9 protein-coding genes are annotated in these 20,272 nt (G+C 28.6%); 2 read left to right on the top strand and 7 right to left on the bottom strand.

What is annotated here, in order from left to right; all coding sequences use genetic code 11:
• Positions 1 to 12: 12 nt before the first annotated feature.
• From L6651_RS09235 to L6651_RS09215, 5 genes are all read right to left on the bottom strand, one after another.
• Positions 13 to 3,453 (bottom strand): amino acid adenylation domain-containing protein, encoded by a 3,441-nt coding sequence (locus L6651_RS09235; protein ID WP_237037655.1) that lies wholly within the window; start codon positions 3,451 to 3,453, stop codon positions 13 to 15.
• 23 nt (positions 3,454 to 3,476) lie between these two features.
• Complete coding sequence (locus tag L6651_RS09230; RefSeq protein ID WP_019117152.1) at positions 3,477 to 5,069, bottom strand: AMP-binding protein; 1,593 nt, start codon at positions 5,067 to 5,069, stop codon at positions 3,477 to 3,479.
• Entirely contained in the window at positions 5,069 to 5,761 is a 693-nt protein-coding gene (locus L6651_RS09225) for a 4'-phosphopantetheinyl transferase family protein (RefSeq protein ID WP_237037070.1), read from the bottom strand. Before L6651_RS09225 ends, L6651_RS09230 begins: the two co-directional genes overlap by 1 nt.
• Positions 5,751 to 6,503, bottom strand: a complete 753-nt coding sequence (locus L6651_RS09220; RefSeq protein ID WP_237037069.1) for a thioesterase II family protein — start codon at positions 6,501 to 6,503, stop codon at positions 5,751 to 5,753. The genes L6651_RS09225 and L6651_RS09220 overlap by 11 nt, the downstream gene beginning before the upstream one ends.
• 162 nt (positions 6,504 to 6,665) lie before the next feature.
• The gene (locus L6651_RS09215) at positions 6,666 to 7,037 is read right to left on the bottom strand and encodes a metal-dependent transcriptional regulator (RefSeq protein WP_142954987.1); all 372 of its coding nucleotides are present in this window, start codon (positions 7,035 to 7,037) and stop codon (positions 6,666 to 6,668) included.
• A gap of 799 nt (positions 7,038 to 7,836) precedes the next feature.
• Here L6651_RS09215 and L6651_RS09210 point away from each other — a divergent pair.
• Together L6651_RS09210 and L6651_RS09205 are read left to right on the top strand one after the other, a co-directional pair.
• Positions 7,837 to 8,205, top strand: coding sequence for a plasmid mobilization protein (locus tag L6651_RS09210; protein ID WP_060801413.1), 369 nt, complete (start codon positions 7,837 to 7,839; stop codon positions 8,203 to 8,205).
• Positions 8,205 to 9,575, top strand: coding sequence for a relaxase/mobilization nuclease domain-containing protein (locus L6651_RS09205; RefSeq protein WP_237037654.1), 1,371 nt, complete (start codon positions 8,205 to 8,207; stop codon positions 9,573 to 9,575). Before L6651_RS09210 ends, L6651_RS09205 begins: the two co-directional genes overlap by 1 nt.
• 115 nt (positions 9,576 to 9,690) lie before the next feature.
• On the opposite strand, the gene L6651_RS09200 is transcribed toward L6651_RS09205, so the two are convergent.
• Positions 9,691 to 10,833 carry a single-stranded DNA-binding protein gene (locus tag L6651_RS09200; RefSeq protein WP_237037653.1) on the bottom strand — a complete coding sequence of 381 codons (1,143 nt, stop codon included), beginning with the start codon at positions 10,831 to 10,833 and terminating at the stop codon, positions 9,691 to 9,693.
• Between the two features lie 33 nt (positions 10,834 to 10,866).
• Positions 10,867 to 20,112: an SNF2-related protein gene (locus tag L6651_RS09195; RefSeq protein WP_255784981.1), complete on the bottom strand. Its 9,246-nt coding sequence runs from the start codon at positions 20,110 to 20,112 to the stop codon at positions 10,867 to 10,869.
• Positions 20,113 to 20,272 lie beyond the last annotated feature (160 nt).

The raw sequence follows: 20,272 nt of genomic DNA, 5'->3' as shown, positions 1-20,272 counted from the left end.
TCCAATATATAATTAAATTTCGTAGATTTCTACATCTTGAATCAATGTGTCAATTTCCTTTGATAATTGTTTAATAGTTGGAAATTTAAAAATCTTATTTATAGAAATCTTTTCCTTCAACATAAAATCCGAATTTATTTCACTAATAATAGATATTGCTGCTAAACTATCCCCTCCCAATTTAAAAAAATTGTCCTCTACCCTTATATCTGTTATACTTAATTTATTTTTAAATAAATTTATTAAGTAAACTTCTGTATCGGTTAATTTGGGGTTTAAGTTGTTTTGGACAACTTTTTCAACTTTTAACGATTCGTTTACTATTATTTTTTTAATCTCTTCTCGATCAAGTTTGCCATTTTTTGTAATTTTTCTGCTATTACAAATATAATATTCCTCTGGAATCATAAACCTTGGAAGAATTCTATCTAATCTTTCTTTTAAATTATTTATATTGAAGTTATTGCTATTACATACAATATATAATCCAATTTTCATTGAATTATGACAATTTATAACGCTCGCACAGCAATCAATGATATCAGGAAATCCTTTAAGTACAGACTCAACCTCACCAAGTTCAATTCTATGTCCTTTAATTTTTACTTGAGTATCTTTCCTTCCAAGAAATTCAATAGTACCATCATTCCAAAATCTTCCATTATCTCCAGTTCTATACCATCTAAGTCCATCTTCTTCAAAATACTTTCTATTAGTTAGTTCTTCATCTCCATGGTAGCATTTAGCAACACCAACTCCACCAATTAGAAGTTCTCCCTTAACATAATTAGGGCATATTCTACCTAATTCATCTACTACTCTATAGACTTGGTTTTTAAGTGGTCTTCCATAAGGAATGGAAATCCAATCTTTAGGTATTTGTCTCGGCACATTTAAATAATTTGACCAGATTGAAGCTTCCGTTGCACCACCCATAGCAACAACTATAGAATTTTCTTTTTCGCTTATCTTATAAAATCTTCCTGGTAAGTCTTTTACTATCCAATCTCCCGATAACATAACAATTCTAAGTGGTAAGTTTTTCTTTTCACTCTCTGCCATAGTTACGAGCATGTCAAAAAGTATAGGTACAGAGTCCCACACACTTACCTTATATTTTTCAATAATTCTAATCCACTCATCAGGATTACGATAATTATCTTCATTAGTTGTTATTAGAGTTCCACCTACACCAAGTATTCCAAAAATATCATATACTGATAAGTCAAAGTCTATTGCTGATACCATAAGTAACGTATCATTTGAATTAATAGAATATTTTTCATTTAAATCATTAATAGTATTAATGGCACTTGTATGCATAATCTCAACACCCTTTGGCACTCCTGTAGTACCTGATGTCATTATTATATAGGCTGAGTCAAAAGGACTTACTTCTATAGGCTTATCAAGACCTAAGGATTTGTCTATAGCTTTGTCTAAGTCAATTAAAGAAACTTCTCCCGTATCTAGTTTGCAATTTTCTATTGTTTTATTTTCACTGATGACAAACTTTATACCAATTTGTTCGTATATTTTAGTTCGTCTTTCGCTAGGCTGATTTATTCCAACAGCAACATATGCCGCTCCAGAAAAAAGTATTCCAAATATAGCGTAAATTTGCTTGCTTGATCTTGGGAGAGTAATGCCTACATAGTCTCCCTTTTTTATTCCATTTTCCTTTAAATATCCTGCTACATTTAAGGATTTTTCATATAAGTCTATATAAGATATTTCTTCTTTAGATTCTGAATCTATAATTGCAATTTTGTTTGGATTTTCTTTTACATTTTTTATAAATCCATCATATAATCTCTCATCAGGAAAGTTTAATGGAAGAATTGATTTAAGCTCTTTTTCTCTTGCTAGTTTTTGATTTTCTGATAGTACATCAAATTTGCTTTCCCAATTTTCCTTTTCTGTTAGTCTTAAAAGTTGTCCTTCTAAAGAATTTAACATGTCATCTAACATATTTTCAGGGAAAAGTTCATCTACACTGTCCCAGCATAATACTAAATCTCCATCTTTTATATATGATTGGAAATCTAACCATACTCCTGGAGTTTGTGATACCATATATGTAATTTTGCCCAAAGCTTTCCTTGAAATTTCAGTTTCTATTGGATAGTCTATGTTGCACGCAAAAACTACAGGTGCTACATTAAGGCTTGTTCCCTGTGATTTTGATATATCTCTTTGAACTTGAACTCCACTATAATATGAATGGCTGGCATTTTCTATAAAGGTTTTGCTTATTCTATTCAAAGTTTCTATGAAAGTGGTATCATTTTTTCTTTCATGCTCTACTAATAAGATATTTGTAAAATCTGCTACCATAGCTTTTAAGTTTTCATTTGAAAGATCTCTATTAAATAATGGTAAGTTTATAAAAAACTTATCTTGGTTAGTCCATCTTTCTAGAATTAAAGCATACGCAGTTAATAAAACCATTGATGGTGTAGATTTATAGCTTGCTGCAAGCTCTTTTATTTTGCTCCATTTATCTTTTTCAATAACTCGTTTCCTTCTAGTAAATCTCGTTTCTTTAATTTGTTCAGGAGCTTTCTTTAATGGTAAATTAGGTCTTTCTATCTCAAATGAGTCTATTTTTTCTTTCCAAAACTGTTGGTCTTTTTTATAAATTTCAGAGTCTACTTCAAGATTGTTTATATAGTCTTTAAAGGTATAATTGTTTAGATTGTCTAATTCTTTTCCTAAATACGATTCTCCTAATTCTTTCAAAAGAATACTCATACTCATGACATCGGCAACAAGTAAATCTAAATCAAAGAAAATTTTATTTCTATTCTGTGACAGATTTGCAACTTTTAATCCTGCGACTTCTCCCATTTTTACTCTGAGTTTTCTATGAGATAAATTTTCTCGTATTTCATCTAGTCTAATTTTGGTATCTTCTTCATCTAAATTAGATAAATCAAAAACTTCAATTTCTTCGTCAAAAGGTTTATCTAATATTTCTTGTTTTCCATCCTCTGTGAACCTTGCTCTAAGCATTGGATGTCTATATTGAAGTTTATTCCATGCATCATTCAATCTTTTACAATCTATTTCTTTTCCATCTATTTCAATATAGGCGTGGCAACCTACTCCTCCTTGTATTTGATTATCATGACCACCTACAAGATAAGCATACTGAATATCAGTTAATTCAAACAGTTTGTTTCCTATGACTTTTTTATTAGAATTATTTGGATTATTTAATTTACGAGCATTTTTTATTGCAACTTCCCATTCAGCAAAACATGGCTTTTCCATTAATTTAGAAAACGATACATTAATATTGTGCCTTCTTAATTTACTTATTATTCCCATAACATTTACTGAAGTTATTCCCAACTCTATTAAATTATCATGATTTTTTATATCATCTTTATTTATATAACTTTTAACTTGAATTTTAATTTCATTTAATAAATCGTATAAATCAGGCATTCTTTCTTCTCCTCTCAAATATTCTAATTTCCATAATTCTCTATTAGCCTTTTTCTATCTATTTTTCCCGTAGCAGTTAGCGGCCAATTATCAATTATCTTCATACAATCTGGAATCTTAAATTCTGCTATACCAGTTTCTTTAAGTGTTTGAATGATTTCAGAAAACATCAAATTTTTGTCTTTTTCTAGTATACATACGCAAATTTTTTCTCCTAATATTTCATCAGGAACTCCGACTACTTGAACTTCTGATATCTTTTTATTCTTTAGCAATAGGTTTTCTAATTCAGAAGGAATAATTTTTTCTCCGCCTTTAATTATCATTTCTTTAACCCTACCAGCTATTTGATAGTTTTCGTTTGATAACTTTCTAGCTCTATCTCCAGTTCTAAAGTATAATTCTTTGTCTAATATAGAGTTATTAACATCATTCATTCCACCGTAATACTCATACATTGTATACGGCCCCCTTATTAATAATTCACCATAATCACCAGTATTTACTTCTTCTCCAAACTCATCTACTATTTTTACACTATCACCAATAGATACAGGTTTGCCCTGAGTATTAAGCCTGGTGTCCATGTTATCATCAAATCTCGTACACATAACTAGTCCTTCAGTCATTCCATATAATTGTGAAATAATACACCCAAAACTCTTTTCGATTTCAAATGCTTTGTTATATTCTAAAACTGATCCACCTACTTGTATAATTTTTAAAGATGAAATATTAATTTTTTCGAACTCTAAAAAATCCATACATAAACTTGCTAAAGCTGGAACTAAAGCCATTGTACTAATATTATGCTCTTCTATATTGTAAATTATTTCGTCAGGACTTGGTGTCATAGATATTACACACTTAGCTCCATGATAAAATACTCCTATTATCCCTGGATAAGATAAAACAAATTTATGAGATAGAGATAATGCCATCAAGTATATTGTAGCATCTGAATAATTTAGGGCACTTCCTATTGCTATAGCTGAACAAATTAATTCGCAATGTTTCATTGGTATCATTTTAGGACTTCCCGTTGTTCCACTCGATAGCATGAGTAGAGCCATCTCTTTATAATCAATATCTATATACTGAGATGAATAATCTTTATCATTGAGTTTGTAAAAATTTTTATATCCTTGATTATCTCCAAGAATATAAACTTCAAAATCTATATTTAATTCTTCTCTTACTTCTCTTATCATATCAACATATGAAAAGCCAAGATATTTATCCTTAGCTATATATGCTTTTGCCCCTGATTTTTCTAATATTCCCTTTATTTCATTTTTCCTATGAGCTGGAAGTGATAATACTGGAATCACACCAATCTTAAACATGGCAAAAAGGATAATAACAAATTCGTGACAATTAGGAAGTTGAAGAACGATTCTATCCCCCTTTTTAAATCCAGCTTTCAATAAACCATTGGCATAATGGCAAGCTTTTCTATTTAATTCTTGATATGAAAGTTCAACGACTCCATCTACTAAGGCAATCTTATCCCTATATTTTTTAGCACAATCTTCAATAAATTCTCCTAAAGTCATATGCGGCCATACTTGTTCATCATAAAATTTTTCCAATTTTTCTTTTAATTCAATGTTCATTAATTCTCCTCCAAGCATATTGCCCCGACATATTTGTCGTCATGGTTCAATGACTTTAATCTGCTTATTGTATTCCTTTTACTATCATTAATTTTTATAAATTCATTTTCCAAAGAAATTATTTCAATCTCTTTTAAATTTCTTATAAGACCAATACCATCACATTTAAGATAGGCTTCTTTTGCAGTCCAATATCTATAGAAACTTATTATATTGTTATCTATATTTATAATTTCATCTCTAGTAAAACAGTTTTCTAATATATCTTTAAACTCAAATTTAAAATTTATTTTTTCAACATCTATCCCTACTTCTCTTTTAGAAAAAGCTAACAAGACTAATCCTTCAGTGTGTGAGATGTTAAACTTTAATCCTATAGTGTTTTCTAGGTAAGGCTTATTGTTTTTATCTCGTTTGACTATTAAATCATTAATTCCTTTTTCTAGTAAACCTTTTAGGGATAAATTAAGTATTGCCCTTGATACTAGATAATTAATTTTTGCTATTTCTGATTTATAATCCTTTGATTTTATTATCTCCTCTTCAGTTAAATAAGAAAGTAATTTTTCTTCTAATAATTTGTCTGTATAAGCCTTAATTAGTATTAAATCATTATTAGATAATTTAGCTTTTAAATTTTCTAAAGTAAGAAAATCTTTAGTATTTCTTGTCTCATATTCTTCAATTTTCATTTACTTTTATAAACTCTTTTATCTCTTTAATGACACTTTCAGGAGATGTATTGACAAACATATGCTTGCCATCGATATATCTATAAGCGAATTCTTTTGTGGTATAATCTTGCCATTTTATAAGTTCATCTAAGGTCATTTCTTGATCTTTATCTCCCATAAAACCTAGTATAGGTGATTCTAATTTCTCAAACTTTGTGTCTTGATAGTCTTCATCTATTACAAAATCTGCCCTAAGCGTTGGTAAGAAAATGGAAATTAAATCCTTATTAGCTAGAATTTCTTTTGGTGTTCCTTCATATCTTCTCAAGCCTTCTATAAATCCGTCATCGTCAAGATGATAAATTGGATGAGGTTCTTTATATAATGGAGCACGCCCTCCTGATATAATTATTCCTCTTGGATTTATGTAATCCGAATTTTTAATTCTTAATGCTAATTCATAGACTATTTTTGTTCCCATACTGTGTCCAAATAAATGATAAGGTTTTCTAAAATCAAAATTTTCTTTCATGTCTTCAAATAAACTATCCACTAAGATGTTAATGTCACTTATAGCCTTTTCAGAAAACCTGTTTTCTCTTCCTGGATACTGGGCAACAAATAATTTTATATCTTCAAACTCATCTTTCCATTTTCTAAAGGCAGACACTCCACCACCTGCAAATGGAAATATAAAAAGATTTGCTATTATATTATTTTCATTAATTTCTTTATTTAGTATTTCAAAGTTTTTTGACATAAATTCACCTTTTTATTTGTTTTCTGTTAGTATCGGCTAACTCAAAATTATTATATACTATTTGATAGCTTTTATCAATAGCTTTAAGATGCTTTTGAAAAAATAATTTTAAAGATAAAAATAGCATAGATATCTCATTATGCGAGCCATCTATGCTATTTATTATAAATTGTAATCAAAATGTTTTTTTAATTTTTCAAAAGTTTCATCAGAAATAACATGCTCTATAAGACAAGCTTCATTTTCAGATTTTTCTGCATCTATTCCAAGTCTTATAAATACATCCGTCAAATATTTATGCCTTGTATACATTTTTTTGCAAAATGTTTTTGACTCCTCTGTTAAACGAATTATTTTATCTTCACCATAAATAATCAGCCCTTTATTTTCAAGTTTTTTTAACATTCTTGTAACAGTAGGTCTTTTATACTCTAAGTAATTAGCAAGATCCATGTTTCTTACTTCATCTTTTCCCAAAGATAAAATATATATAGCTTCTAAATAATTTTCCTCTGCAAATTCTCTGTGTAGAATGGATTACCCCTCCCTTAAAAATAAAAATAATTACATCCAAATTTAGTAAATACGAAATTAAAGAACTTAAAAAATGATTTCCTTAATTTTTATACTATCTCATTATACTTATAAAAATCCCTATTTAAAAGTAAATTTTGCAATATTCCTCTAGGTTTGTCATATATTGTTTATTAACTTCAATAGATGCGGTAACTTAATAAAATTTAATAAACACTTAACGCTTATAACTCTAATAGACCAAGCACATAAAAGAATCCATTTCATCCCTAATATCTATAATTTTATCATAGATGATTAGGTTCATTTTTAAGAACTATGCTTAAAGCTGTTCTTATACTATTAGTATATGAGCAAGCACAGTAAGTGCATATGCACTTACTAAAAATGGAATAAAAATACTACGAATATATCGCTTATTTTTTCCATTTTACTTGTTGGGGAATATCCCCAAACCCCTAAATTTATAATAATTAAATTCAGCAACAAACGCTTATAATAGCTTAAACGTAAACTTGAATATTATCTCAAAAAGTGATAAAATATCAATAATAAAAATTTAAATCAGGAGATTCCCAAACGAAATATATAGAATAAATTAAACCTGTAAGTCAAGTTATCCTACTTGAATTTACAGGTTTTTCTTTTTTATTTCGATTAATAAATTTATTAGGAAGAGGAGCTTCAAGGAAGTTTACTACGAGCTCTATCTATATAATTATTATCACATAATAAAGAGGGATTGAGAACAAAATGTAGTATTTATTATTACAACTACAATATACGAGGAGGTTAAATTATGACAAGTAGATTTAGAAATAACGGAATCTATTTAATGTTATCTGATGAGGAGTTAGAATTGCTAAATGAAAAATATAAAGCATCTAAGTGTAAAACTCTTAGGCAATTTATTATGAAATGTATTTTAGAAAAAGATATTTATGTATTAGATATGGATGTCTTTCGTGAAATGTCAACAAATATAAGTCGTACTTCAAATAATATAAATCAAATTACTAAAAGGGTAAATACTACATCAATTATATATAAAGATGATGTAGAAGATTTAAAAAGCTTATTAGAAAATCAGGCAAAAGATATTTTCTCTATACGTAAAAAAATATACTCTCTTACTAATTCTAATAGCATAAATACTGAGAAAGAATAATGGCAATCACTAAAATTCATCCTATAAAATCCACTTTAAAAGCAGCACTTGATTATATTATGAATAGTGATAAAACAGATGGAAAAATTCTAATTTCCTCCCTAAACTGTAACCCTATAACTGCTCATTTAGAATTTGAACAAACAAAAATAGAATGTAATTCTAAAGCAAAAGTTTTTGCAAGACATTTAATTCAATCTTTTTTCCCCGGAGAAACTACTGCTGAAGAGGCTCATCAAATAGGTTTAGAACTATGCGATAAAATCTTAAAAGGAAAGTATGAATATGTTCTTACTACCCATATAGATAAGGGGCATATTCACAACCATATACTATTTAATAATGTTTCTTTTGAAACTGGTAAAGCATATCAAAGTAACAAAAAAACTTACCACCAAATTAGAAATCATAGTGATGATTTATGTAGAAAGTATAAGCTATCAGTTATAGATGAATATTATGTAAAATTTAAGGAAAAGTATAAAACCAATGGTAAATCCTACAAAGAATATATTGAATTTAAGAAAGGAAAATCTTGGAAACATAAACTTCAAATCGCTATTGATCATACTATTAATAAAGCAAATAGCTATGAGAATTTCTTAAAGCTTATGGAAGAATATGGCTATGAAATTAAACTTGGAAAATATCTTTCTTTCAGACATAAAAAACAAGGAGAAAAAGGGCGATTCATTCGTGCGAGGGAAACTACTCTTGGAAAAGATTATACAAAAGAGAAAATAAAAGAAAGAATTGAAAATAAGGTGAATGAAAATTACAAAAATAACAAAATTTGTTATGATAAAAAATCTTATAAGAAATTTGATAATATAATAGACATAGAAAGTAATGAAAAGGTTAAATCTTCTAAAGGTTATGAAATATGGGCAAGAAAACATAATATGAATACTATGGCGAATACCTTAAATCAGCTTAGAAAATACGGTCTATCATCTAGTATGGATTTGGAAACTAAACTCCAAGAAGAGGCTGTTAATAGGCAAGAAATCCTAAATAAGATTAAAGATGTTGAAAAAGTTATGAGCGAAATTTACGCAGCTATTGAAGACATTAACACTATAAAAATAAATAAGGTTATCTATAAAACCTATAAAGAAAATCCAAATGATAAAGATTTTTATAGTGAATATAAGCCTCAAATTATCGCATATGAAAAAGCAATAAGTACTTTAGAAAAGTGTCAATATAAAAATCCAAGTATAAAAGAGTTGTCAAAATTATATGATGAATACAAAAATAAAAAAGATATTCTTATGGATGACTACGCCAACGAGAATATATTGATAAATGAATTGACTCAATTAAGAAAGAATACTGATAAGTATATTTATAATGAATTGTATAAGTAAGGATCTGGTGTATCAGCTTCTTCTGATATTTTTTCAATATAACCCACCATTTTTCCTTAAAGACAACCAATAAAAAAATACAGGAGGCAGACCAAAACCTGCCCCCTATAATCTTTTACCTTTCTATGCTATTATCCTTTTTCTTCTTTTCATCCACTTTCATATCCCCTTTAGTCTTAAATTCCTTTAATTTCCCTAGTGTTGATGCTTTTGCTTTAATATGCTCTTTAGCTTTTAATAACTTTGCAGAGTATACTTTTAGACTTGTGTATTCCTTATTATCCTTCCCCATACTTTTCTTTTCTTTTCCAAATAGGTGTACAAAATCTCCTTTTTTCAAATTTTTTACTTGATTGATTTTGTCATTATAGGCGTAGCAGCTGATGAATTTTGCATTTCCTTCCTTGTCATTTTCAGCAATAGAAAAGGAGGCTACTTTAAAGTCCCTCCCATCTTTTGATTTTAAATCTTTAATTTCTATATCAGTTGCTATATTTCCATCTATATTTAATGTATCCTTTTCTTTATTATCTATATCTTTCATTTCTTTATCTCCTTGTTCTTGATTAACTTCTAAATTTTCTTTTAACTCTTCTTCGTCTATATATTCAATAAACTTTTCATCAATAAGCCCCATAACTGAATCGTTCATATAATTATCATAGGCATTATTAAGAACATTTTCATTTTCTACTCCTGTTTCAAGAGATATAATACCTTTTACAAATTCTTTATGATTATATTCTGCTAAAAAATCTATTGTATTTTTCATGCTTTCAAAATTTGTATTTTCCATATTTGCTATTGTTTTTATATCACTTGCGTATCTAACAGAATCCCATTCATACTTTCCACTTTCTTTGTTAAACTCTACTCCTGTGGCTAAAATAAATTGCTTCCCGTCAAATAAGGTAGCTTGATTATCTTTCACATCCAATACCATAGTGTCTCCAAATTCAGTTTCAATTACATTTCCCTTTTTTATATTCATTTTTATTCCTCCATTTCTATTTTTATCTTTCTTATCTGTTAAATCTTTTATTTCTTCTTCCTTTCCATCACTAATAATAAAATGTTTTATTTCTTCAACTGTTGGATCATCAATTGTAGTCTGAATAAATTCAACTAATTTATCTTCTGAATCGGCAAAATTTTTAATTCCATATTCAACTATATTGTTAATTATTCTCTGAGTAGCACCATCAAAAGAAAAATTTTCTCGAATAAATTCATTAAATCTATCTCTATCAAATTCCATATTCTTTGTCCTCTAATAATCTCATTTAAAGTTTTATCTGCCACATGGTTCACTATTATTTATTTCTTTTATATTATTATTTACTGCTAAATTCCCCTTATATTCCTTTAATCTATCCATAATAGATGTTTTTTCTTTCCTTTCAAAATCTCCTATTTCCTGCACTTTACTATCTCTAAAGTCAGCATCATTTCTATCTATTATTCCATCTAAATCCATATCTTTAGATAATGGGTCATAGAAGTTGCCATCATCATCTATTTCAAATCCCATTACTTCTCTCAGTTTTTCTTCATTTACTGATACAAGCTCACTAAAATCCCAAAAGCCAATAGATGTCTTTATCTGTACTAGCTCTTTTAAATCACTTGCATCTAAGGGATCATAGGTGTATTGAAAGCTGTCAATTAGATTCTTATCTACATAGGTGTTCATCTTGTAATTTATTAAATCTAAACTTACTTGTATTTCATGTTTTTCATCTGGTGTAGTTGTATAAGCTATTCCTATATCTGTTAAGTCAGGAAATATAGTATCAAAGTCCTCTAACCTGTTTTCTTCATCATATTCTCTGTTAAGGAAGTCTATCAATTCTTCCTTTACTTCTTCTAGTAATGGATTATCTCGGCTTATATCTTCACTTTCTCCCATATCCAAAAGATTATTAACTTCTGCAAGTCTTAGTGTCTTATCCTTTAAAAGTTCAGCTTGTGGAAATGTCTTTTGTATTTCAATTTTGGCTGTTTGAAATTGCTCTTCTGTATCTTTTAGTTTTGAAATTGTATTTTCTAATCTTTCTGGTAATTTATCTAATACATTATCCATTCTTGTTATATTACCTATTTCATCTGTTCCAAACTCTCCTCTATATTCTCCCTTACCTTTTAATATAAAGTTATATTTATTGAAAAAGGAATCATATTTTATGGATAAATCAAAATTTCTATATTCACCTATTTTTTCTCCATCTTTATCCATTTCCCTATATATTTTAACTCCCTTAATTTTGTTCAACAAAAACTCTCCAGCTATTTTCTTATCTATATACTTCTTTCCGTCAATAATTAGAGAGGTAAATTTATTATCTTCTTTTAAATTTTTATCCAATTCTCTATAAGGCTCAACATTTTTAATATCTTCCTTTAAGTTCTCTATCCTTTCTTTTAATCTTTCTATTTCCTTTGGATAAAATTTAACTACTTTATCTTCCAGCTTGTAAAGATTTGATTTAAAATTGGACTCTAGCATTTTAAGTTTAGAAACTTCAACATCAAGGTCCATCTTCTCCTTTATTAATGGATTTCCTGTTGCAAGAGTTTTTATTTCGGCATAGTTTAATGTGGCTTCGTCTACATCTTCTGCAACTCTTACAGGAGTCTTTGACGTCATAATTTGGGAAATATATTTTTGTTTATTCTCTAAGGTTTGGAATAGGTAGGCATCAAAAGTATTTTCTGTTACATATCTAAATATATGGACTTCCTTATTCTCATTTCCCTGCCTCACAATCCTGCCTGCCCTTTGAGAAAGATCAGCAGGTCTCCATGGTATATCAAGATCGTGAATTGCAATTAGTTTGTCTTGGGCATTAGTACCTGCTCCCATTTTCTGTGTTGAACCAAGTAAGACTCTTATTTCTCCCTTTCTTACCTTATCAAAGATAGCGTCTTTTTCCATATTGTTTTTTGCCTTATGAATAAATTCTATTTCATTTTCAGGTACTCCCATATCTATAAGTTTTGTTTTAATATCATCATAGATATTAAAATCACTACTTGGTGTAGACATATCACAAAATATTAATTGAGCAGATTTTTTATCTTTATATTTATACCAAATGCTAAACACATTTTTTATACAGGTATTCACCTTACTATTAGGATCATCAGGAAGTAAAGGATTGATTAATCTTTGATCTAATGCCATCTTCTTCCCATCATTTGTTATTAATAGCATATTATCAACACTTGAATCTACCTGCTTATCACGAACCTTATCTGCTCTCTCGGAAAAAGTTTCAAGAATTTCTTTTTGTTCTTCGGTAGGCTTTGTTTTTATAGTTTCATAATGGGCCATTGGTGTAGGAAGGTTTAAAACATCAGCTGTTTTAATATCCATAAATCCTTTTACAGTATTCATAAGTTCTGGAAGATTATAAAATTTTGCAAATCTGGTTTTGCTCCTATAACCATTACCCTCAGGATTTAATTCTATTGCCGTTATTGTTTCTCCAAAAGTAGATGCCCAAGAATCGAAATGTTGCAATTTCATCTTTTTTAATTCATCATACTGTAAATATCTCTGCATGGTATAAAGTTCAGCCATACTGTTACTTACTGGTGTACCTGTGGCAAATACTAATCCTTTATTATTAGTTATTTCATCCATATAGCGGCATTTCATAAGCATATCTGATGATTTTTGTGAATCTGTAGAAGTAATTCCTGCTACATTCCTCATTTTAGAAAATAGATAGAGGTTTTTGTAGGCATGGGCTTCATCTACAAATAACTTATCTACTCCCAGTTCCTCAAAGGTTACAACGTCATCTTTCTTATAATCAGCATTTAGTTTTTCTAACTTTGTCTCTAATTTTTTCTTTGTTTTTTCTAATTGCTTTACAGTAAATCTTTGATCCCTTTCTCTTTTGTATTCATCTATATAGTCAATTATTTCATCAATTTGACCTTGCAATTCATATTCTTGTCTTTCTTTTGATATAGGAATTTTTTCAAATTGACTGTGCCCTATAATAACAGCATCAAAACTTCCTGTAGCAATACGACTACAAAATCTTTTTCGTTTATCTGGTGTGAAGTCTTTTTCTGTAGCACATAATACATTAGCTCCTGGATAGAGTTCATTAAATTCTCTTCCAAATTGCTCTACGATGTGGTTAGGAACAACAAACATTGACTTATTACTCATCCCAAGTCTTTTTGACTCCATGGCTATACCTATCATTTCAAAGGTTTTTCCTGCTCCTACTTCATGGGCAAGTAAAGTATTTCCACCAAACAACCCTCTTGCTATTGCATCTTTTTGATGTGCTCTTAATTCTATTTCAGGATTCATTCCTTCAAAAGTAAGATTAGATCCATCATATTCCCTTTGTCTTATGGAATTGAATCTTTCGTTATAATCTTCTACTAATCTATTTCTTCTTTCCACATCATCAAATATCCAGCTTTTAAATTCTTCTTTTATCATCTCTTGCTTACTTCTTGCAAGCATTGTTTCTTTTTGATTAAGCACAGATTTTTTCTTTCCATCACTGTCTTCTACTTGGTCAAATACCTTAGTATCTCTTAAATTTAAAGTATCTTCTATCAATTTGTAGGCATTTACCCTATTTGTACCATAGGTAAAAGAAGCAAGGTCATTGTCCCTATCAGAGCTTTTTCCTTCAACTCTATATTCTCCTGTAAAGTCAGAATACTTAATATCTATATTCCACCTTGATGAAACTGGTGTTTTCAACAAATCAAACATAAATTTTTTGTAATCTTGTTCCGGTATCCATGTTGCACCCATTCTAACTGTAATCTCACTTGCATCTAGTGCTTTAGGCATTACTTCCACTAGCTTTGCTTTTTGAAAATGTAACTCTTCTAATTCTTTTTTTAAGAGTTTACTATCCTCTAGATTTTCTTCCTTTCCTAACTCTTTTTCGATGTTTTTAATATAAGAGTCTACAACTTCAATTTTATCTCTTATATTTCCTGACAAGTATTCATCAGCACTTACGTAAGGTCTTGAAAAATCTCCTAGCTCTTTAGCAGACTTAAATGGATTCATATCATTAGGTTCAAAGGAATCTAAATTTAAAAATATTTCTCCCTTTAATTCTTCTATTAATTTATCTCTTGTTTTTCCTGTCAATTCTTCCATGTAATCAAAATTTATTTTACCTTTTTGACTAATAGAGAGTACCAGAGCATCTATTGCCCTATCTGTATGATCTATTATTACAGCTTTTTTTATAGTTCTCTTGTTAAAGATATCAGATTTTCCTATAAAGTTGCCTTCTTTATCTAATTTCTCCAAAGTTGAAATTAAAGAAAAATTGGCATCTTCTCTAAATAACTTTTTATTGTTTTTTGAATTTAGTCTTCCATGTTTGCTATTGAAATCATCGTAGAATTTATTTAGATTTTCTTGTTCTTTTTTTATCTCTTCATCTGAATAGTCTTCTCTTTGATAGGTTATAACTTTCCTTAGACTTTCATTTAATCTTAAATATTCTTTTACCTTATCTTTATCCTTTTGGTTTAAGGATATTCTTTGCATAATTGAATTTTCTCTAAAATATATTTCATCATCCACTAAAGCAAAAGAATAGTTTTTAACACTATCATCAGCTGGTATTGTTTCTTCTCCTAAATCATCATTTATTTGAGCTTTTTCATACCTACCTTGAATATTTTTAATAGCTTTTTTTAGTCCTTCTTCTAAAGAAATATCTTTATTTTCAATACATGCAAGGCTTGTCCCAAATCTTGACGGTATTTCTTCCATAGTCCCTATTACCATCTGAGGATTATCTACAAAGTATTTATTATATATTAGTCCTTTTGCATCTTTGTCTAGCTTTATCCAGTCTTCATCTAGCTTTAATAGTCTATCTCTCTTTTTTAAAAAGATTATATCTGAAGTTACTTCTGTTCCAGCTACCCCTTTAAATGTAGTATTTGGTAGTCTTATTGCTCCTAAGAACTCTGCTCTTTCCGATATATATCTTCTAACATCTTCACTTTTTTTATCCATTGTTCCTGAAGATGTTATAAAAGCAATTATGCCTCCATCTCTAACCTTATCTAAAGTTTTAGCAAAAAAATAATCGTGAATTAGAAAGTTATTTCTTTCATACTCACGATCTGCTACTTTAAATTCTCCAAAAGGAATATTTCCTATGGCCACATCAAATAGGTTATTAGAAAAATTGGTTTCTTCAAATCCTTTTATTTGTATATTGGCATTAGGGTAAAGTTCTTTGGCAATTTGTCCACTAATGCTATCTAATTCAACTCCATAAAAGTTTGACTCTTTCATTTCTTCAGGTAGATTTCCTATAAATCTTCCTGTCCCAGCACTTGGTTCTAATATATTTCCTTTTTCAAATCCAAGATTAGAAAGACTTTCATAGATAGCGTCTATAACTACTTTCGGCGTATAAAAAGCTGTTAAGGTTGATTCTCTTGCCCTATTATATTCTTCCCCAGCTAGATTTTCTTTTAAAAAGTTTCTTGCATCAAGCCATTGACCTTCCTTTTCTTCATCAAATACATCAGAAAGTCCTCCCCAGCCGATATATTTTGCCAAAATTTCCTGTTCATCTTTTCTTGCACTTCTATTTTCTTTTTCTAAAGCCTTTAAGACATTTATAGCTTCAATGTTGTTTTTTAATCTCTGTGAAGGTGGTAGGTTTTCTTCTTCATTAATAATTTTATAGTTTTCTAAAGAAACTTCAGAAATCCCTTCTATATTTTCTCTATCAGTCCTTATTAAATTATTATTTTCTTTCCATTCCTTATATTCTTCTAACTTCTTATCAATAGTTTCTTTTCTATGAGTGGTTAATTTCAATGAATTACCATCTCCGTCAATTTTGTCGATTCCTTTGAGGTAAGAAAAAGGTAGAGTAAATTCCCTATAATTTTTTGGATTAGACGAACTATATACTAAAAATTCTTCCTTTTCATTATCAACTCTTACTATAAACTGATCAGCAACAAGAGAAGATTTATTATTTATTACATCAAGGCTTTTATGTAAAAGCCTTGAATTGTCTTTTTTAACTTTTTCTTCGTTATTATTGTCAATATCTTCAAAGCTAATTTGTTCTACTAATTCCTCTTTATCGATAGATTGTTTTTTACTTAATATATCTTTTTCACTAGATTTATATTCTTCTAAATCTTCCTTTCTTACAAAAATATTAGAAACAGGTCTTTCTCTACTATATATTACTTCAGTAATAACACTCTTATCTATTGTACTTAAAGCTAATCTACCCATTCCAGCTTCATTAAATTCATTTTCTTTAATTAAATATTCCTTATTTCTAAATTGAACTGGTAATCCTAAAAGACTATAATCTTCTATTTCTAACGGAATTAATTCCTCTTTTTTTATAACTTCCAAATCAAGATCTTTGTAGTCATTAAAAAGAATTATTTCGTTTCCGGTAATAAAACCATTCATTAGTCCTGTGCTATCTTCTAATTCTATAGTTTTAGGACTTGTAGTATCGTTAATGGCGGTTATAGTGTATTCTTTTCCTTTGTATCTAACACTCATACCTTCTTTAAATGGATTTTCTTCTTGCCTTGTTCTATCATTTTCTATTTGCTGATTTAAATATCCATTTAAAAGCACTTCTCTATGTTTGTCATCAAGTAAATAAGGTAAGTTACTTAATATGTCCTTATAACTTTTATATTTTATAGCTTGATTAGAATTTAAAATATACCCATTGTATCGTAAATTTTGTTTAAGAGATTTCCCCTTAACATCTAAGATTAGCTCTACCTTATACCCTTCTTTTCCATCTATAATATTTTCTGGTTTTTTTAATAATCCATCTTCTATTTTCTTTGACAGTAGTAAGTATTCTTCATTTTGAGGATCAAAATAGTATTCTCTTTTTTCTTTGATATCCTTATCTATTAACTTGGAAAGAACTTCTTTTTTATCTCTTATTTCTTCAATTTTTGATTTTTCTTCTTGAGATAAATTTATATTAAAAGTAATTTTATTTTCTTCATTTATTTGTGCTAAATTTTGATATGCTCCACTGATTTCAAGATTTTTATTAAAAACATATATATCATTATAGTAATCTGGAAATTGCTGATTAAAGCTTTGAACATCTATATCATAGCCTTCCTCAAATTTTGTAACTTTATCATCAGTAATTTCAAATAAACCTTCCCTTTCCAATTCTAATACATCATTTAAATTTGTAAGGTTTACTTCTTTCATTTTGACAGTAATTTCATCAAACAAACTGTCTATTTTTCTGCTATCCTCAAAAGATTTCCCTTTATATAAATTGTAGATCTTTCCTTGTGAGTTTTCCTTTCTTGGATAAACTCTAATTCCTGTTTCTTCTAGTTCTATATCCTTTGTTTTCTCTTTATCTACTAAAGCATAATAAAATCCTACTTTTACTGCTATTTTATCTTCTACAATCTCTTTTGTTAATTTTTCTTCTACTTCATTTCTTAATACTTCTAAAGCTTTTAAATCGCTTTCTTTAAAGGAATGTGAGAATAGTTTTAAGTCCTTATCAAAATAGGCATCATATGAATAATATGTTATTTGATTATGGTTATTATCATATCCACTGGAAATATTTTTTATTTTTAAATATTTATTATCCTCTGTTCTAACTATATCTCCCACTTTTATAGAGAGGATTTCCTTATCATCTTCTATATTGTTTTTAAGTGAATTATTTAAATATTCTCTATATCTATTTTCTATTCTAATGCCTAATTCTTTAACCTTATCTATTGACTTCATATCATCCGGAAGATTTCCCTGCTTATCGGCAACTTCTCTCATGATTTTCGCATATTCTCTTTGAAATACAGAGTTAAAACTTGCTAAGGTATTATTTCCTAAGTTTTCTCTTGCCTTTATAATTTCATTTTCTAAAGCTTTATCCTTAACTAATACATCGAAAAGTCTATCTTCAATTTGGTCTATGGAAATTATTTTTTCATCTATCTTATTTTCTTCTATAGTTTGATTAAGTTCTATCTGACTTTTTCCTATTTGTTCATAAAGAAATTCAAAATCTCTTTGGTTGATCTCATTTCCATCACCTATGTCTATCTTATAGTGATCAACAATTTTTCCATCTACTATATGGTCAAAATAGAATTTGGAATACCCCTCCCACTTATCAGTCATCTGCCTATATTCATCTTCTCCTAAGGTCTTATTATGAAGTCTTATCTTTTCATCTATTTCTCTTATTTCATCTAATAGTTCTTTGGTCAGCCTTTGTCCTGTATAATCTTTTTCTATTAGACTCGAACCCTCATTAAACTCAATTATCCAATAATCATCTTTTATATGGCTATCTAAATCAAAACCTATATTCTCTTTATTTTTATTAGGATAAAATTCCTTAAATTCTTCAAAACCATTTACTATATCATCATCTATAACTTCTTTGTTAGAATTAACTACAATATTTGGAATATCATCATATCGACTTTGACTTTCTAAAAGGTAATATTCTCTTCCTTCTATTTCTTCCTTTTCTTTAATATAAAAAGTGTCATGTATTCCCTCAAGAATAATTCCATCGTCTAACTGGTCTAATGGTATATCTAATTGTTTTTCAAAGGCTATGGAATATATTTCTTCTTTTAAAAAATTTGGCATAAATTCATCATAAATGATAAGTTTTCCATCATCACCTATACTTGCTACAGACTGTCCTTGATAATAATATATAGAACTATTATTTGTTCTTTCTATATATACATCATTATCAGTTGGAGGCAAATCATCTTGATAATTTATATACTCCTGGCTTTCTTTTTCTGTTTTATTTATTTCCTGATCTGTTTTTTTCTTCCTATTTTCTTCAAAACTTTCTTCATCTATATATCTATTCTTTTTAATAAGGTCATTAATTCTTCTTGCAACATTAGACCAAGATAGTAGTATTTCTTTTGCATTACCTTTATTATATTTTATTCCCTTCGCATCGTGCCACTCACCACTTTTTCTTGCAGCAGATAGTGCATGAGAACTTCCACCTACGCCATATTCATTTTTCAAGAAGTCTGCTTGTTCTTTCAAATCATGCTTTTTAGTAAAAAATTCATATATTCTTTTCTTTCCATCAGAAAACCCACTTCCTCTTTTTAAGTTTTCATCTATCTCATCTTGTGTTATGAAACTCTGAATAGGTGCAATATCCTTTAAATTTGACCTATATAATTTTCTTTCTATTTCTAAATCATTGATATCATTATAGATTCTAGATAATTTATAATGATGAAATCTTAAAATATTAGGATTAATCTTATATTCTTCTAAAAATACCTCGTATTCTTTTCTGAGTTTATTTATAAAATTTTTATCTTCAAGTTTTTTTCCGAGATTTTCTTTTTCATCTGGGAAGCCTCTTCCTTTTATATCATTAAGAATCGCTAAATATCTGTCCTTAGTTTCATCAGAAAGATCTCTCTTTAAATACAATAATTTTTCTGCTATTTTTTCTCTTTCATATGTGGCACTTTCTATAACCTCCACGTTGCTAGCAAATTCTCCTCTATTTAATAAATCATTAATATTATTAGCTAAATCTTTCCAAGAAACTATTTGCCCTTCTCTATATCTTGCCTCATCTCCATCTTTAAAAATTGCTCCTTCCTTTCCAAACCATGCAGATATCTTTCTTCCTTCAATTTCA

It is taken from the genome of Mediannikoviicoccus vaginalis (genome assembly GCF_928097925.1).
Classification (GTDB): Bacteria; Bacillota; Clostridia; order Tissierellales; family Peptoniphilaceae; genus Mediannikoviicoccus; species Mediannikoviicoccus vaginalis.
This window is presented reverse-complemented; position numbering and strand designations above follow the sequence as displayed.